Genomic DNA, 16,816 nt, shown 5'->3' with positions numbered 1-16,816 from the left:
AGATGTGTATAAGAGACAGATCTATAATAGCATGCTTGCTTAACTTAACCTGTCACTTCAGTATATAGTAAGTAATAGAAATATTAAAAGCAATTATATCTTACCTAGATTATATTTACTTTCTACAAACTGTCGATCAACTACATAATTACGATGGAATACTGATTCACTTTTTGCTAAAGTAGGCTCTACTAAAATATATTCCTTCTCTACTAAATATTCTACAAACACTTCTAACTCCGTAGAGTACAGGGATAGTTCTTCCTGTTCATGCAATTGTTGAATCGTCCATGATGGCTGTGTCAGCATGATTTCTAAAATATGTTGGGCTGCATCTTGTGTTCGTGAATTAATTAAAAATTCAATTGCTAAAAATAGCAACTCTAGACGCTTCTCTAAACTTTCATCACTCATCACTAGCTCTTCATATAGTTTATAAATAGCTGGCTCAATTTTTTTCACTTGTGACCAAACTGTTACCTCTGGATATAAACCATTGTCAATAATCGATAATCGACCTAAATGATGCAGTGACTCGACAACATGGCTATAGGAATCTAAATAATTCCCACTTTCAAAAAACTCTTTTCCCTCTAAATAGCGGCGGATTAGTTTACTAAATTGAATACCCGTTTTAATTTTACGGCCAAAAAACGGAAATTCTTGCAATTCTGAACGAAGCTTATATAAAAATTCATTACGGTCAAAAATGATTTTCCCGAAGAACAGCCAATCCACTAATCGCTTATGTGAGCCTACAAACAACCATTTTTTCAAACGCTTCTCCGTTAATATATGCATGACCATTTTCTTATCACCGTACATATAATGCTTTGTGAAGATTGAACATTCTTGATCCTTCACAATAATAAGAAGTACGGAATCAAATGCATTCGTAAGATTTAGTGCATCTTCTTTTCTATTTATTAAAATAATACCTAGCGTGTCTGGGTGACTTGCACGCTCCTGATAAATTGGACGTAAAATTTGCTCCATATATACTTCCCTCCAAACAATAATTTACACTCTATTATAGTGTTCTTTCGACAGCAATTGTAAGAAACCCTCTCAATTTTATATATTCTCACTCTAAAATAATTTCATTGTATGTTATAGTGATTAGGGAGGCAAATTACTATGAAAAAATATCAAAATAAAATAAATAAAATTCGCTCATTTGCATTAGCACTCATCTTTATTGGGTTTGTTGTAATGTATGGAGCTATTTTCTTTAGAGAAAATCCAATTTTAGTTATCATTTTTATGACGCTAGGATTAATATGTATGCTCGGTAGCGTTGTCGTTTACGGCTGGATTGGTTTATTATCAACCCGTGCAGTACAAGTTGTTTGTCCAGGCTGTGGTAAATATACGAAAGTATTAGGTCGTGTAGATATGTGTATGTACTGTAATGAGCCGTTAACTTTAGACCCTGCGCTAGAAGGTAAAGAATTTGATCAAACATACAATAAGAAGAAATAAAACTAAAAGCCAGTGAGAAAAATTCCCGCTGGCTTTTTAATGATAGATTAATTTGCTACAGGTATAAATTTTGAGACGATAATGCTGTTGATTGCATTAATATAAGCGAGTGCACTTGCTTTTAAAATATCTGTATCAGCAGCCTTCGCAATGAATTTTTCCCCTGCATGCTCTACTGTAATCTTTACTTTCCCTAACGCTTCTTGACCACGTGATACGCTATTAATATTGTACTCAATAAGCTTCACATCGATATTAGTAATGCTTGCAATGGCAGAGTAAAGCGCATCAATTGGACCTGAGCCAACCGCACTCGATTTAAACACTGCCTCACCTTTATGCACCTTTACACTTGCTGATGGGAAGCTTGCATTGCTGACGACTTGCAAATCATCAAAGCTGAAAAATTGCTCACTATAATGTGTTGCATTCGCATGATTTGCATTATGCTTTTCATAATAATCTTCAACAATGACATATAAATCATGGTCATATACTTCCTTTTTCGCATCTGCTAGCTTTAAAAACCCTTCGAAAATGCCTTCAAATTCATCTGCTGAAAGGTTCGTAAACCCTAGTTTTTCAAGCGCATTTTTCACTGCATGTCGACCAGAGCGAGCAGTTAACACTAATTCCATGTCCTCTAGCCCTACATCCTCTGGGTGAACAATTTCGTAAGCATCACGCGATTTTAATAAACCATCTTGGTGAATACCTGATGAATGAGCAAAAGCATTGTCCCCTGTAATTGCCTTATTCACTTGCACATCCAATCCCATAAAGCTCGATACAAGACGAGATGTATTCATAATTTCCTTCGTATTAATATTGGTGTGTACGTTATATATATCTCCACGTGTTTTAATTGCCATAACAACTTCTTCTAATGCTGCATTACCCGCTCGCTCACCAATGCCGTTGATTGTACACTCCACTTTATCGGCTCCATTTTTAATTGCTGCTAAAGTATTTGCTGTCGCCATACCTAAATCATTATGACAGTGTACAGATAGCAGTACAGAATCATCTGTATTTTTCATGCGATATGCAAGTTTACCAATCATTTCTCCCCATTGCTCAGGCTCCGCATAACCTACTGTATCGGGTACGTTAATCATCGTTGCCCCAGCCTTCATAACTGCTTCAATTGTGTTCCATAAATATTCAAAATCCGATCGCGAAGCGTCTTCTGTTGAATATTGTACTTGTGGTAACAAAGTTTTTGCATATTTGACGGCATCCACACCAATTTGTAAAATTTGATCTTTTGATTTGCTGAATTTTTTTTCTACATGTATATCTGATGTACCTAACACCATATGAATCATCGGATTTTCCGCATATTTTACTGCGTTATAGACTGAATCAATATCTGCTTTCACCGCGCGCGCTAATGCCGTAATCATAATATCACTTGTATTCCCTACCCTTTCAGCAACCGCTTTTACGGCATCAAAGTCACCTTGAGAAGATGCCGGAAAACCAGCTTCAATAATATCAACACCTAGTTTTTTAAGCTGCTGTGCAATCTCTACTTTTTCAAATAAATTTAACTTAGCTCCCGGCACTTGTTCCCCGTCACGTAATGTCGTATCAAACACCCAAATTTTTCTGCTCATTTTCCAACACTCCTTTTTTATTAAAAAAATAAAAAACCCGTCTCTAATAAATAGAGACGAGTTTATACTCGCGGTACCACTCTAATTGACTTCTCCATTACGGAAAAGCCCATCTTATCAGCAGCTAAAACTGCCTATCCTGCTAACGGAGGAATCCGATTGCCCTTACTACAAGTTCAGGGAATAGCTCATGGACGAGTTCAAAATGTGTGTCTGCTGATTTCCACCAACCATCAGCTCTCTTCAAGTACACGGGCATTTTTACTATTTCCACTCAATGCTTAAAATTTATTGTTAAGTAGCATAGTATATGACACAAATACATTTGTCAATATTTTTAGAAAATTTAATTTTTTATTGAATCAATAAAAAAAGTCCCAAAATTCATTGGGACAGTCTTTTCTATAAAGCTTTTTTTCCTTGGTCTTGCATACAGCTTGGACAAGTGCCATACACCTCTAAACGATGTGAATTGACTTTAAATCCTGTCACATGTGAAGCAAAATGCTCTACTTCGTTTAAGCCTGGGTAATGGAAATCCACAATTTTACCACAAGTTTCACAAATCATATGGTAGTGATCGCCTGTTGCAAAGTCGAATCGACTTGCTGCGTCCCCATAAGTAAGCTCCTTTACGAGACCTACTTCACGAAATACGCGCAAATTATTATAAACTGTTGCGACACTCATATTTGGAAACCTATCTTCAAGCGCTTTATATATATCATCTGCGGTCGGGTGATTCATTGACTGAATTAAATACTCTAAAATCGCATGACGTTGTGGAGTAATCCTTACACCAGTAGCCTTTAACGTGTCTAGCGCAGTGTTTAAATGCATTTTAGACATCGCCATGCACCTCTTTTCATACATAATTATTAATTTATAATTGTTATAAATAGTGTAACGAATTCAACCGTATTCTGTCAACAAGGACGTGTATGAAAAATTCTTTTCACACACGCCCTTGCACCAAAGATAGTCGCATGATTGTGCGACTACCGCAGAAGCATGCATCTATAGCTACTAGCTAATATAGAGATAATTTCAAATATTTGTACAATGTATATTGAAATTTCTCATTTAATATTTATCTATTCTCAATTAGCACTAATAGCCACGTAATAAATCTATTTTATTTTCTAAATTACGCTCACCAGCTACCCATTTTTTTAAATTCGGTTTAAAAATTTCAAGCGCGCGTTCAACATAACGAGATGAATGGCTAGAAAAATGTGGCGAAATCGTTACATTGTCTAGCTTCCATAGCTCACTTGCATTTGGTAATGGTTCTACCTCAAAGACATCTAAAACAGCATGTCCAATTAGCTTATTTTGAAGAGCGCGTACTAGCTCAGTCTCTTTTACTACATTACCTCGTCCAAAATTCATGAAAATCGCTGTATCTTTCATCGATTCGAAATGCTCATACGTTAGTAAATATTTTGTTTCATCTGTGCTTGGTAGCATTGAAATAACAATATCTGCTTTCGGCAAATGTTTGTGTAAATCCGCAATCATATGTGTCTCATCCATTGATTCTACCGACTGTCCGCTACGATTACAACCAATTGTATAAACACCAAATACTTGTAAAATACGGCCAATTTCTGCTCCAATTGCTCCTGGACCAATAACTAAGGCAGTGGAGCCATTTAATTCTGAAAGGCTCGTCTTTTTATTCCACTCACCCTTTTTTTGCTGTTCATAAATAAAAGGCAATCCTCGCTTCAATGCTAAAATATGTGCTAGCACCGATTCCGCCATTGGCTTTTTATGAATGCCACGTACATTTGAAACGAAAATTCCTCGCTCAGCAATCGCTTTTGCAGGTATTTTTTCTACCCCCGCTGACGCAACAAAAATCCATTGCAAATTATTAGCGAGTGCGATATTTTCTGCTGTTAAATCTTCACCGTATGTAAAGACAATATCTGCTTTCGCCAATTGTTCTTCACGTAGCTTCGCATCAAAAACAAAATTCACTTCTGGAAACTCAGCTATTAAAGGCTTTCGCAAATCCTCTCTCGGTTCGAACGTAAAATATATTTGCATTATTCTTTGCCTCCATCACGTAAAAATGTTAAAACGTCCTCAATATGATTTTTCACACGCACTTTGCGCCATTCCTTTACTACGATTCCTTTTTCATCAATTAAAAAGGTCGAACGCTCAATTCCCATAAATTCTCGACCATACATTTTTTTCAACACCCAGACATCATATGCTTCCGCTACAGTATGATCGCTATCTACTAACAATGAAAAAGGTAAGTTATGCTTCTCAATAAACTTCGTATGCCTATTTGCATCATCTGTACTGACCCCTAAAATAACTGCATTTAGCTCTGAAAAATCGGCATATGCATCTCGAAAATTACACGCTTCTGTTGTACAGCCTGGTGTCATATCTTTAGGATAAAAATAAAGTACAATATTTTTACCTAAAAAATCGCTTAGTTGCACAGGCTGACCATGTTCATTTTCCAGTGTGAAATTCGGTGCTTCTTTATGTAATAATGTCACTGTCACCACTCCTTCTTTTCTCTATCGTACCGAACTCTGCTTCTCCTTTCAAATTCTTTGGCACGAAAAGAAAATTCGGTCTACAATAGAGGTGAATCAAATTATTTGGAGGAACAAAAATGAAATATACAAAATCAGAAGCTTTGCATGAAGAAGCATTACAACATATCGTCGGTGGTGTAAATAGCCCATCACGCTCTTATAAAGCGGTCGGTGGCGGAGCACCTGTCGCAATGGCATACGGAAAAGGTGCTTATTTTTACGATATCGATGACAACCGCTACATCGATTATTTAGCAGCATATGGTCCAATCGTGACAGGGCATGCACACCCATATATCGCAAAGGCCATTGCACATGCAGCTGAAACAGGTGTGCTTTTCGGTACAGCAACGGAACATGAAGTTACATTTGCTAAAATGCTAAAAGAAGCCATACCAACATTGGATAAAGTGCGCTTTAACAACTCCGGTACAGAAGCAGTCATGACGACAGTGCGTATCGCTCGCGCCTATACTGGACGCACGAAGATGATTAAATTTGCAGGTTGCTATCATGGACATTTTGACCAAGTATTAGTTGCAGCTGGTTCTGGTCCAGCAACATTAGGCTCACCTGACTCTGCCGGTGTACCTGAGAGTGTAGCGACAGAGGTTATTACAGTACCATTCAATGATCCAGAGGCATTCAAACATGCCATGGAGCGCTGGGGCGAGCAAATTGCAGGTATTTTAATTGAGCCAATCGTTGGAAATTTCGGCATCGTTGAACCAAAACCTGGATTTTTAGAGCTTGTGCATGAAATGGCAAAACAATATGGCGCTTTAACAATTCATGATGAAATAATTACTGCATTCCGCTTCCATTACGGAGCGGCACATACCATGCTTGGTTTAACGCCTGATTTAGTGGCACTAGGCAAAGTCATTGGCGGTGGCCTACCGATCGGTGCATATGGTGGTAAAAAGGAGATTATGGAGACAGTTGCCCCATTAGGTCCAGCTTACCAAGCAGGTACGATGGCTGGGAACCCTGCCTCTATGCAAGCAGGTATCGCCTGTTTAGAAGTGTTAAAACAGCCAGGTATATATGAGGAAATGGATCGCCTCGGTGCTATTTTGGAACAAGGCATTTTAGAGGCAGCAAAGAAGCATAATATAACAATTACAGTAAATCGTCTAAAAGGTGCATTAACTATTTACTTTACAGATGAAAAGGTAGTAAATTATGAGCAAGCGGAAAAATCTGATGGTGAAATTTTTGGACGCTTCTTCAAGCTTATGCTGTCACAAGGTATCAATTTAGCTCCTTCTAAATACGAGGCATGGTTCTTAACAACTGAACATACAGAAGAGGATATTACGGAAACAATTGCGGCAGTTGATTACGCTTTTTCACAGCTTTAAAAAGACTGGCGGCTGATGCCCATATTTTCTAATGATGATATTACACTGCTTGTTATGAAAAGTTTGCAAACAAAAAGATAATTTAACTTAATTCAGTAATGTTTTATGTACCGAAAGCGTAGCGGCAGGTACAATGTTTTATGTACCGAAAGCAAAGCGGCAGGTACAATGTTTTCTGCGCAAAAGCGCAGCGACAGCCGCAATGTTTTCTGCGCTTTCGATACAAAATAAACCTGCTGATTTAAGTTAAGCCTCCGGCGGATATCAGGGATTTTGCCGAGGTGTAATTGATAGAGAAAGATTTTTCATCTTTTTGAGAAGAGGGGTTTGCCAATATGAAATTCGGTGCTCGCATTTTAAAAACTGGTGTCGCTATCGTTTTCGCGCTGTTTTTAGCTGAATTATTTAATTTGCCATCCCCCGTATTCGCTGGGATTGCAGCAATTTTTGCGATTCAGCCGTCGATTTATCGCTCTTATTTAACGATTTTAGAGCAAATACAGGGTAACTTGATTGGAGCTGTTGTCGCTGTTGTATTTGGGCTGCTCTTCGGCCATCATTTAGTTGCTATCGGTATCGCAGCAATACTTGTAATTGGGATTACGATGAAATTAAATCTCGAAAAATCATTGACGCTTGCCCTTGTTACAGTTGTAGCAATTATGGAGTTTCAAGGAGACGATTTTTTAACTTTTGCACTTATTCGGTTTACTACAGTGATGGTTGGGGTTTTTGCATCATTCGTTGTTAACTTTGTATTTTTACCTCCGCGCTATGAAATTAAGTTATTTACAAGCATCAATTCCATGCAGGATGATATTATTCGTTGGACTCGTCTCGCTGTTCGCCAAGCAAGCGAGCATACATCGACAAAAACCGCTTTAACGAAATTAAAATCGCGTCTAGCTCAAATCGATGTACTATACGACCTTTATAAAGAAGAGCGCAGATATTTAAAAAATCAAAAATATGTAAAGGCAAGAAAGCTCGTTGTTTATCGCCAAATGATTACAACATCTAAAAAAAGCTTGGAGCTATTACAACGCCTGCATAAACATGAAAATGAATTATCCAATTTACCTGAACCCATTTTAATATTAATTCAAGAGCGTGTTGATTTATTATTAACTTATCACGAACAACTGTTATTAAAATTTACTGGGAAATTACGTGCAGACCATTCAACATGGGTACGACATGAGGAACATTTACAGCGCACTGAAGTGATGGATTTATTTATTGAGCAAATTACAATCGCAAAGGAATCGGAGAGTGAAGAGGAGTTTTCAAGCTACCATCTCCTTTATATTTTATCGCGTATTTTAGATTACGAGGAAAACTTGGAGCATTTAGATAAATTGATCATATCTTATCGAAGCTACCATGGCGAAGAAGCAAATATGGATTTAGAGACAGAATTTTATTAGTAAGAAGGAGGACGGAAAAGGGATTATCTTTTCCGTCCTCCTATTTTCTTTTACGCACATTATTTATACTCTTCTTGAAGTTAGCTCTTCATTTTCGGATCAAGTGCATCTCGCAAGCCATCGCCCATTAAATTAAAGCCAACAACTGTCAGCATAATCGAAAGACCTGGGAAAATCATTGCCCATGGTGCATTCAATAAGAAAATACGGGCATCTGCAAGCATTTTTCCCCATTCAGGCTGTGGTGCTTCAGCGCCTAGACCTAAAAATCCTAATGCAGCCGCCTCGATAATCGCCGTCGCAATAGCTAATGTTCCTTGAACAATAACAGGTGTCATCGAATTCGGTAAAATATGCCGCCATAAAATACGCGAGTTTTTCATACCTATCGCTTTCGCTGCATGGATATACTCCTCTTCCTTGATTGATAATACACGTGAGCGAATGAGACGACCAAAGCTCGGTATATTAATAATGGCAATAGCAATTAAAGCGTTACGTAAAGATGGACCTAAAATCGATACAACCGCAATTGCCAATAAAATGCTTGGAAATGCTAGCATAATATCAAAAATACGCGAAATAATCGTGTCAATCCATTTTCCATAATAGCCTGCAATAATCCCCAAAAAACTACCTACTGTTGCCGAGATAATGACTGCCGAGAAACCTACCGTTAAAGAAATGCGCGCACCATGTAAAATACGCGAGAAAATATCTCTTCCTAAATCGTCTGTGCCAAACCAAAATTCCTTAGATGGTGGCAATAAGCGCTGTGATAAATTTTGATCATTAATGCCTTGTGGTGCAATCCATGGACCTATCACTGCTAGAAGGATGAAAAATATGACAATAGCTGTTCCAATTAGCGCGGATTTATTTTTGCGGAAGCTGCGCCAGGCCTCTTTCCAAGGACCAACAACTTGGTCTTGTTGTACCATGTTAATATTCGTTTTTGATGCAATTTCAGACATATTCTCCCCTCCTCCTAGTTGTATTTAATCCTTGAATCAATCACTGTATACAAAATATCAACGATTAAATTAATCATAATAAATAAGAAGGCCACGATTAAAATGCCTGACTGGATTACAGGATAATCACGATAGCCAATTGCTTCGTAAATATAGCGTCCAATACCTGGCCAACTAAAAATTGTTTCTGTCAAAATTGCTCCACCTAACAGCATCCCTGTTTGTAGACCGACAATTGTTAACACTGGGATTAACGCATTTTTTAATGCATGTTTATAAATAACTACAAACATCTTTTGCCCTTTTGCACGTGCAGTGCGTACAAAATCAGAGCGCATTACTTCTAACATAGAAGCTCTCGTCATCCTTGCAATAATCGCAGTAGGAATTGTTGCAAGCGCAAAACCAGGTAAAATTAAATGCTTGATCGTTACAATAAATTGATCAAAACGACCTTGTAACAAAGTGTCAAATAAGTATAAATGCGTAATTGCTGCCACTGGGTCACGTACTTCCTCACGCCCAGACGTTGGTAGCCACCCTAATTGAACACTAAAAATCCATTGTTCCATTAAACCTAACCAGAAAATTGGCATAGATACACCAATTAGCGCTATTACCATCGCAATATAATCGAACCATGAATTTTGAAACCACGCTGAAATAATCCCTGCATTCATTCCGACAATAACTGCAATAATCATTGCAAAAATGGCAAGTTCAAATGTCGCAGCTAAGTATGGCCACACCTCTGTAACAATCTCCTGTCTCGTTCGTAACGATTCGCCTAAATCGCCAGTTAAAATACCTTTTAAATAATCAAAGTATTGTATGTACCAAGGATTATTTAAGCCGAGCTTATCGCGCAATGCAGCGACCGCTTCAGCTGTTGCCTGTTGCCCCAAAATTACTTGTGCTGGATCACCAGGAATCGCTCGAATAATTAAAAATACAATGAATGTCATTCCAAGTAGAACGGGTATTAAGTGCAATAAACGTTTGCCAATATAGTGAAGCATGATTCTTCACCTCTCTATAAAATCTTGTTGTTAGAAAAAAGAAAGCTGTCTGAAAAGTTATTGTGAGACAGCTCCTCGCATGAATGTCGATAGACTACTCTAGAAACATATCGCTTCTAGCAGATTTTTAATATTGAAGATTGGGCTATCGGCAAAGATAGGATCTTTTTCGACAGCCCTTTCTTTATTTATTAAATTCTATTCAATTGACACATTTAATAATTTATCAGAGCCTGTTGGGTGCGCTTTAAAGCCTTTTACTTCTGCTTTTGCAGCAAGTAATGGCGTTGAGTGCGCTAATGGAACCCACGGTGCTTCCTCATGAATAATTTCTTGTGCTTGTTTGTATAAATCGATACGCACATTTTCATCCGTTTCAGACTGTGCTTGAATTAATAATTTGTGCATTTCTGCATTTTGGAAGTATGAATAGTTGTTACTGCCAATATTATCTTCATCTAATAATGTATAAATGAAGTTATCAGCATCTCCATTATCCCCTGTCCAACCTAGCATAAACGCATCTGCTTCACCGTTTTTCGCTTTATCTAAGTACGTTGCCCATTCATATGTGACGATTTTTGCAGGCATACCGATGTCTTCAAGATTTTTTTGAATAACTTCAGCTACTTTTGCACCATCTGGCATATATGGACGTGGCACAGGCATCGCCCATAGCTCGATTGGTGTACCATCATAGCCTGCTTCAGCTAATAAAGCTTTTGCCTTTTCTGGATCATATGGATAGCCTGTAATATCATCGTTATAGCCGCTAATTGAAGGTGGCATTGGGTTTTTCGCCACTTGTGCACGCCCTTCAAAGAACGCATCGACAATTCCCTGCTTATCAATTGCATAGTTGACTGCTTGACGTACTAATTTATTATCAAATGGTTTACGTGTGCTTGTTAAACCTAAATAGCCAATATTCATTGATGGACGTTCAATTAATTGTAGTTTTGCATCACCTTCAATTGTTTTTCCATCAGACGGATTAATACCGTCTGCTAAATCAATATTACCTGCCACTAAGTCATTCAAACGTGCTGAATTATCTGGAATTGAACGGAAAATAACTTTATCAAGCTTTGGTAGCCCCTCTTGCCAGTAATCAGCAAATTTTTCAATTGTAATCGAATCGTTACGCTTCCAATCTGCAAACTTAAACGGCCCTGTTCCTACTGGTTGATCGCCAAATTTATCACCTGCTGCTTCAAATGCAGTTGGAGATGCAATGCCGAACGGGCTCATTGCAAGGTTTTTAAGGAACGGTGCTTGCTGACGAGATAATGTGAAGACAACTGTATAATCCCCTTCAGCTTTTACATCTGTAATAATATCTTGACCTTCAGCTTTGAACATTGAGTTGAAGTAATAGAAATCGTCCTTTGTACCGCCTTTCCAGCGATTGACGTTTTTCACTACTGCTTCTGCATTAAAATCTGTGCCATCATGGAATTTAACACCTTCCTGTAACTGGAATGTGTACGTTAAACCATCATCACTAATGCTCCACTCTTTTGCTAAACCAGGATGAATTGCTGTATCCTGCTCACCAAAGTTTAACAATGTTTCAAAAAGGTTTTGCGTTACTTTAAATGATTCACCATCTGTTACAGTTCCTGGATCTAAAGATACCGAATCGCCCCCGCGACCAAATACTAAAATTTGAGGCTTTGAAGTTCCTTCTTTACCGCCATCTGTACTATCTTTATTTGTTGATGAACCGTTATCTTCATTTCCTTCATCAGCACCACATGCTACTAAAAAAATAGAAAGTGCTAATAACATAAAACCGAGTAGCCAAAACTTCTTTTTCAAATGAACCCCTCCTAAATGTTTTATATCTATATCATCGTTATCTATCATTATATAAATGACAGGCAACAGAATGACCCGCTTTAACTTCCCTGAATTGCGGAATTTGCTGCTTACAAACATCCATAGCCATCGGGCAGCGTGTATGGAATGTACAACCCGTCGGTGGATTTGCAGGGCTTGGGATATCCCCTGTTAAAATTACTTGCTCTCGCTCATAATTAGGATCAGGTATTGGCACAGCAGATAACAATGCCTGCGAATAAGGATGCAACGGTTCGGCGTATAAGTCTTCACTATTCGCCAATTCAACCATGCTGCCAAGATACATCACGCCAACACGATCACTAATATGACGAACAACACCTAAATCATGTGCAATAAAAATATATGTTAGTTTTAAATCTTCTTGCAGCTTTTGCATTAAATTTAAAACTTGTGCCTGAATTGATACATCAAGTGCTGATACTGGTTCATCCGCAATAATTAACTTCGGATTTGTCATCAAGGCTCTCGCAATGCCAATACGTTGACGTTGACCACCACTAAATTGGTGTGGGTAACGCTTCGCATGATATGCGCTCAAGCCAACCACTTCTAAGTACTCAATGACTTTACGTCTACGCTCCTCAGGTGTACCGATACCGTGTACGATTAAAGGCTCTTCTAAAATTTTTTCTATCGTATGACGTGGATTCAATGATGCATATGGATCTTGAAACACCATTTGAATATCTCGTCTGGCTTTGCGCATCTCTTCGCCTGATAATGCGGTTAATTCCACACCATCAAAAGTGACCTTGCCACCTGTCGGTTCATGCAAACGCATAATAACGCGACCTGTTGTTGATTTGCCACAGCCAGATTCTCCTACAATACCTAATGTTTCACCTTCATAAACTTCAAATGATATACCGTTGACTGCTTTGACATCTCCGACTTTGCGGGCTAACATACCTGCTCGAATTGGAAAATATTTCGTCAAATTCTCAACTTTCAGCAATACGTTCGTCATCGACCTGCCCCCCCATCTCCGCGTGAAGCACTGCTTCATGTTCTAAATCTAGTAAAAAGCAACGTGCTGTATGTACATCCGATTTGCTATAAAGTGCGGGGTTTTCGGCACTACAGCGTTCGAAGGCATATTCGCAACGTGGTGCAAAGCGACAGCCCTCTTGTATGGAGCCCGGCTTCGGTACATTACCTGGGATGGAGTATAATGCATCTTTTTTATAACGCATATCTGGTACCGACTGAATAAGTCCCTTTGTATACGGGTGCTGCGGGTTTTCAAAAATTTCTTGAACAGGTGCTTGCTCTACAATTTGCCCCGCATACATCACGACAACACGCTCACATGTTTCAGCTACAACGCCTAAATCATGTGTAATTAATAAAACTGCTGTTTGCAGCCTAGTATTCAAGTCTTTCATTAGCTTTAAAATTTGCGCTTGAATTGTTACATCTAAAGCAGTCGTAGGTTCGTCTGCTATCAATACTTTTGGATCACAAACAAGAGCCATCGCAATCATCACTCTTTGCCTCATCCCGCCAGAAAGCTGATGAGGATACTCTTTTATTAGCTCCTCCGCACGCGGTAAGCCTACTAACCTCAGCATTTCAATTGTACGTTCCTTGATTTGCTTCTTCGTCCATTTTTTATTATGAATTCGTATTGCCTCTGTCATTTGATTTCCAATTGTGAATAATGGATTTAAAGATGTCATTGGCTCTTGAAATATCATGGCAACATCTCTTCCTCTAATTTGTCGCATTTCTTTTTCGGTAAGGGTAGCCAAGTTTTTACCATCCAATAAAATTTCACCGTTTGTAATTTTACCTGGCGGACTTGGCACTAGTCCCATAATCGATAGCGAAGTAACACTTTTACCACAACCTGACTCTCCTACGATAGCTAGAATTTCACCCTCCTCTACAGAAAAGCTAATATGATCGACGGCGGCGATTCTTCCATCGTCTGTAAAGAAACTCGTTTCTAAATCTTTCACTTCAAGAATTTGTTTTCGGCTCATCTAGCTGCCCCCTTGTTCTCAAAAATAAAGAGAAAAATATGCAAAATAGTAACTGCAAAACCACTTTGAGAGTGATTTCATTATTTTGAATAGTTAGTTATTTTAATAATATATTCGATTTTTCATTCAAAGTACAGAAAATTCTGCAATTATTATTCTACAAAAAAATATGAAACCCCCTTTTGAGATTTCATATTTCATATTTACCGCCATGATAGCTTTGATTTTTTAGGAATATTCAACTCTGGATGTGCCTGTCGAATAAAAGAAGGTTTTATTAAAATAATAACAGCGCTCATTAACAACAAACTTGAAATAATAAATACCCATTGTGCAGGAAGCATATCATAAAGGTAGCCATAAACAACGCTTCCAAGCGGCATCAACGCCATTGACATTGTTTCTGTTATGGAAAAAATACGTCCTTTAAACTCATCGTCAACAGATTTTTGTAGCATTATTTGTAACGGTATATTTACCAAGAGCTCCAATAAGCCAATAGCAAACATTAGAGCTATATAGTAGATAACAATCATTATATAAGATACATCCAAAAATAAAGGGAGTGTAACACCCATCATCGTTATGCCCATGCAAAGCATACAACGCTTCGCCACTAACACAGGAAATTTCACTGCCCTTTTTGGTGCCGATAACCAAATGGACATCAACAACATCCCTACAGCATATGCCGCCTCTGTCAACCCGAAATGCTGTGTTTGCATTTGGAGAATTTCAATGAGCGTGTAAGAGTAACCTACGTTAAATGCGCCAAATAAAAAATTATTAACAAAGACAACCCAAAGCATTGGCATGATGATTGGCTGTGATTTCAAATAAGCAATGCCCATTCTCATACTTTGCCACATCGATTCTTTCAGATTTTCTTCCTTTTTTGTCGCAAATAAATGGAAATCCATCGTTGAATTTAACAAAACTGCACTCGTTGTAGCCATCATATAGAGAATGAGAAACATAGACATTGGCATATAGCCAAATAATATACCAGCAATTATAGGACTACCGATTGAAGATAAAGAAATAGCTATTTGATTAAAGGACATCGCTCTTTGGACATTTGCTTCATCAAAAAGTCTTGTAATGGATGCACTCAATGCGATGCTCACAAATTGAGAAGCAATAGATGTAATAACCGTCGTTATGTATATCGCTAAAGGAGATAATCCTATCGTCAAACTAACTGTAAGCAATCCCGCAATCGCTAGGGTGATTACCGTTTGTCCTGTCAGCACAATCATTTTCCTTGAATAATTATCAGCTACATACCCCGCAAATGGCGCAACTAAAGTACGAGGCATAGCACTGCAAATTAAACTTAACGCAAAACTTGTAGCAGATCCCGTCTGCTGTAAAATATATAAGCTTACTGCAAACGCATAAACAAGTGCTCCAAACGACGATGTTAATTTGCTTATTGGAAATGCCCATAAATGATATTTTACCTTTTTCAATTTCACCATATCTTTCAAAATACAACACCCCACCTCAAAATTGATTGATTAATCAATTTTCATTTTATTGTATTTTGATTGATTAATCAATCTATAAAATCAGTTTATTGAATTGGTAAATTATGTCTATCGAAAAAGAGTTTGGAACAACATGTCCCAAACTCTTTTTCAATATCCAAAACATCCTGCGAACTAATCTAAAAAAATTGCTCACAACTATTTCTTAGCTAATTTTCCCCATAGATACAACAGCTAAAATTCATTCAACCTCCAAGATGATTTAATGCCTCTTTAATAGCATCATCGATTTCTATATTTTTATTTATTACATGATCTTCATATACATAAAAAATCAACATATTGTCTTTTTCATATATACTAAAAGAGAGTAGATTCATTAGTGCGGTTTTCTCTTTAAATTTATTTAAAGCTTCAATTCGATCAGCATTTGAATCATAAATAAAAATATAGAAAAATTTGTTATTTAAAAGGTATGTTTTCGGTTTTTCTCCATAAAGTTTTGCGCCAAAAATGGTGTCACCCTTACTCACTTTACTTTTCTCTAGATGGAGTTCTTGTTCCACCAAAGCACTTAACACCTGATCCAAAGAAATAGTTTCTTCTTTTTGACAGCCAACTAGCACAATGAGTATAGCTAAATAAACTACAACTAATCTCCTCACTCAATACTTCCCTCTCTTATTTTCATCTTAGGGTCTTTTCCCAGCTGTATCTCCTTTATATATAATAAAACCATAACAGTACTCATCAAATGGACGAAGCCAATAAAACAAAAGAGTAAGGTCACAAATATATTTCTCTATAAGCGGCGACAGCGTACTTTTGATAAACTAAATGGAGAAAAAGTTTAAAATTGGTTGAGGACTAAGGGTATTTGATGTGCCTATCGTTTTCCTCTTCATCCTCAATTCTTAGTGCAAATTTTTTCAACTGTTATTAATAGCGTCCATGTCCCTGTTCAGAGAGATAGCCCCTTCTACTAAATCATATTTTCCTATATAAATCTTAGTACTATCGCTA

General features: G+C 37.7%; 15 protein-coding genes and 1 other annotated feature. Of the genes, 3 read left to right on the top strand and 12 right to left on the bottom strand.

Annotation, left to right across the window (positions count from 1 at the left end; genetic code table 11):
* Nucleotides 1-93 precede the first annotated feature (93 nt).
* A complete protein-coding gene (locus C9J34_RS12230; protein ID WP_107840156.1) occupies nt 94-996 on the bottom strand; it encodes a nucleotidyltransferase-like protein in 903 nt (300 codons plus the stop codon).
* Between the two features lie 141 nt (nt 997-1,137).
* On the opposite strand from C9J34_RS12230, the gene C9J34_RS12225 reads away from it, so the two are divergent.
* Nucleotides 1,138-1,482 (top strand): YgzB family protein, encoded by a 345-nt coding sequence (locus tag C9J34_RS12225; RefSeq protein WP_107840155.1) that lies wholly within the window; start codon nt 1,138-1,140, stop codon nt 1,480-1,482.
* Between the two features lie 47 nt (nt 1,483-1,529).
* Here the strand turns inward: C9J34_RS12225 and C9J34_RS12220 are convergent, their stop codons facing one another.
* The 4 genes from C9J34_RS12220 to bcp form a co-directional block, all read right to left on the bottom strand.
* Complete coding sequence (locus C9J34_RS12220) at nt 1,530-3,101, bottom strand: 2-isopropylmalate synthase (RefSeq protein WP_107840154.1); 1,572 nt, start codon at nt 3,099-3,101, stop codon at nt 1,530-1,532.
* A 49-nt stretch (nt 3,102-3,150) separates the two neighbouring features.
* Nucleotides 3,151-3,388: a binding site (T-box leader), on the bottom strand.
* 115 nt (nt 3,389-3,503) lie between these two features.
* Complete coding sequence (perR, locus tag C9J34_RS12215; protein WP_238600640.1) at nt 3,504-3,950, bottom strand: peroxide-responsive transcriptional repressor PerR; 447 nt, start codon at nt 3,948-3,950, stop codon at nt 3,504-3,506.
* 261 nt (nt 3,951-4,211) lie between these two features.
* Nucleotides 4,212-5,156 carry a D-2-hydroxyacid dehydrogenase gene (locus tag C9J34_RS12210; protein ID WP_107840152.1) on the bottom strand — a complete coding sequence of 315 codons (945 nt, stop codon included), beginning with the start codon at nt 5,154-5,156 and terminating at the stop codon, nt 4,212-4,214.
* Nucleotides 5,156-5,626 (bottom strand): thioredoxin-dependent thiol peroxidase, encoded by a 471-nt coding sequence (bcp, locus tag C9J34_RS12205; protein ID WP_107840151.1) that lies wholly within the window; start codon nt 5,624-5,626, stop codon nt 5,156-5,158. Before bcp ends, C9J34_RS12210 begins: the two co-directional genes overlap by 1 nt.
* 119 nt (nt 5,627-5,745) lie before the next feature.
* Here bcp and C9J34_RS12200 point away from each other — a divergent pair, with 119 nt between their 5' ends.
* Both C9J34_RS12200 and C9J34_RS12195 read left to right on the top strand, forming a co-directional pair.
* Entirely contained in the window at nt 5,746-7,032 is a 1,287-nt protein-coding gene (locus C9J34_RS12200) for a glutamate-1-semialdehyde 2,1-aminomutase (RefSeq protein ID WP_107840150.1), read from the top strand.
* Nucleotides 7,033-7,367: 335 nt separating this feature from the next.
* A complete protein-coding gene (locus C9J34_RS12195) occupies nt 7,368-8,459 on the top strand; it encodes an FUSC family protein (protein ID WP_107840149.1) in 1,092 nt (363 codons plus the stop codon).
* 80 nt (nt 8,460-8,539) lie between these two features.
* Here the strand turns inward: C9J34_RS12195 and C9J34_RS12190 are convergent, their stop codons facing one another.
* From C9J34_RS12190 to C9J34_RS12160, 7 genes are all read right to left on the bottom strand, one after another.
* Nucleotides 8,540-9,433 (bottom strand): ABC transporter permease, encoded by an 894-nt coding sequence (locus C9J34_RS12190; protein WP_107840148.1) that lies wholly within the window; start codon nt 9,431-9,433, stop codon nt 8,540-8,542.
* A gap of 14 nt (nt 9,434-9,447) precedes the next feature.
* The gene (locus tag C9J34_RS12185; protein ID WP_107840147.1) at nt 9,448-10,452 is read right to left on the bottom strand and encodes an ABC transporter permease; all 1,005 of its coding nucleotides are present in this window, start codon (nt 10,450-10,452) and stop codon (nt 9,448-9,450) included.
* Between the two features lie 198 nt (nt 10,453-10,650).
* The gene (locus C9J34_RS12180) at nt 10,651-12,243 is read right to left on the bottom strand and encodes an ABC transporter substrate-binding protein (protein WP_326124287.1); all 1,593 of its coding nucleotides are present in this window, start codon (nt 12,241-12,243) and stop codon (nt 10,651-10,653) included.
* A 67-nt stretch (nt 12,244-12,310) separates the two neighbouring features.
* Nucleotides 12,311-13,285 (bottom strand): ABC transporter ATP-binding protein, encoded by a 975-nt coding sequence (locus tag C9J34_RS12175; RefSeq protein ID WP_107840146.1) that lies wholly within the window; start codon nt 13,283-13,285, stop codon nt 12,311-12,313.
* A complete protein-coding gene (locus C9J34_RS12170; RefSeq protein ID WP_107840145.1) occupies nt 13,260-14,303 on the bottom strand; it encodes an ABC transporter ATP-binding protein in 1,044 nt (347 codons plus the stop codon). The genes C9J34_RS12175 and C9J34_RS12170 overlap by 26 nt, the downstream gene beginning before the upstream one ends.
* A 203-nt stretch (nt 14,304-14,506) precedes the next feature.
* Entirely contained in the window at nt 14,507-15,784 is a 1,278-nt protein-coding gene (locus C9J34_RS12165; RefSeq protein ID WP_338016213.1) for an MFS transporter, read from the bottom strand.
* 254 nt (nt 15,785-16,038) lie between these two features.
* Complete coding sequence (locus C9J34_RS12160; RefSeq protein ID WP_107840143.1) at nt 16,039-16,458, bottom strand: hypothetical protein; 420 nt, start codon at nt 16,456-16,458, stop codon at nt 16,039-16,041.
* Nucleotides 16,459-16,816: the final 358 nt, after the last annotated feature.

Source organism: Metasolibacillus meyeri (assembly GCF_003049505.1).
GTDB classification, from domain to species: Bacteria; Bacillota; Bacilli; order Bacillales_A; family Planococcaceae; genus Metasolibacillus; species Metasolibacillus meyeri.
The sequence above is the reverse complement of the archived record's forward strand: the minus strand, read 5'-3'. Positions and strand labels throughout refer to the sequence as shown.

Coding starts and splice junctions, on each gene's coding strand:
- C9J34_RS12200 (WP_107840150.1), top strand. CDS start 5,746: ATGAAATATACAAAATCAGAAGCTTTGCATGAAGAAGCATTACAACAT.
- C9J34_RS12220 (WP_107840154.1), bottom strand. CDS start 3,101: ATGAGCAGAAAAATTTGGGTGTTTGATACGACATTACGTGACGGGGAA.
- C9J34_RS12170 (WP_107840145.1), bottom strand. CDS start 14,303: ATGAGCCGAAAACAAATTCTTGAAGTGAAAGATTTAGAAACGAGTTTC.
- C9J34_RS12195 (WP_107840149.1), top strand. CDS start 7,368: ATGAAATTCGGTGCTCGCATTTTAAAAACTGGTGTCGCTATCGTTTTC.
- C9J34_RS12210 (WP_107840152.1), bottom strand. CDS start 5,156: ATGCAAATATATTTTACGTTCGAACCGAGAGAGGATTTGCGAAAGCCT.
- perR (WP_238600640.1), bottom strand. CDS start 3,950: ATGTCTAAAATGCATTTAAACACTGCGCTAGACACGTTAAAGGCTACT.
- C9J34_RS12180 (WP_326124287.1), bottom strand. CDS start 12,243: ATGTTATTAGCACTTTCTATTTTTTTAGTAGCATGTGGTGCTGATGAA.
- C9J34_RS12225 (WP_107840155.1), top strand. CDS start 1,138: ATGAAAAAATATCAAAATAAAATAAATAAAATTCGCTCATTTGCATTA.
- C9J34_RS12190 (WP_107840148.1), bottom strand. CDS start 9,433: ATGTCTGAAATTGCATCAAAAACGAATATTAACATGGTACAACAAGAC.
- C9J34_RS12230 (WP_107840156.1), bottom strand. CDS start 996: ATGGAGCAAATTTTACGTCCAATTTATCAGGAGCGTGCAAGTCACCCA.
- C9J34_RS12175 (WP_107840146.1), bottom strand. CDS start 13,285: ATGACGAACGTATTGCTGAAAGTTGAGAATTTGACGAAATATTTTCCA.
- C9J34_RS12185 (WP_107840147.1), bottom strand. CDS start 10,452: ATGCTTCACTATATTGGCAAACGTTTATTGCACTTAATACCCGTTCTA.
- C9J34_RS12165 (WP_338016213.1), bottom strand. CDS start 15,784: ATGGTGAAATTGAAAAAGGTAAAATATCATTTATGGGCATTTCCAATA.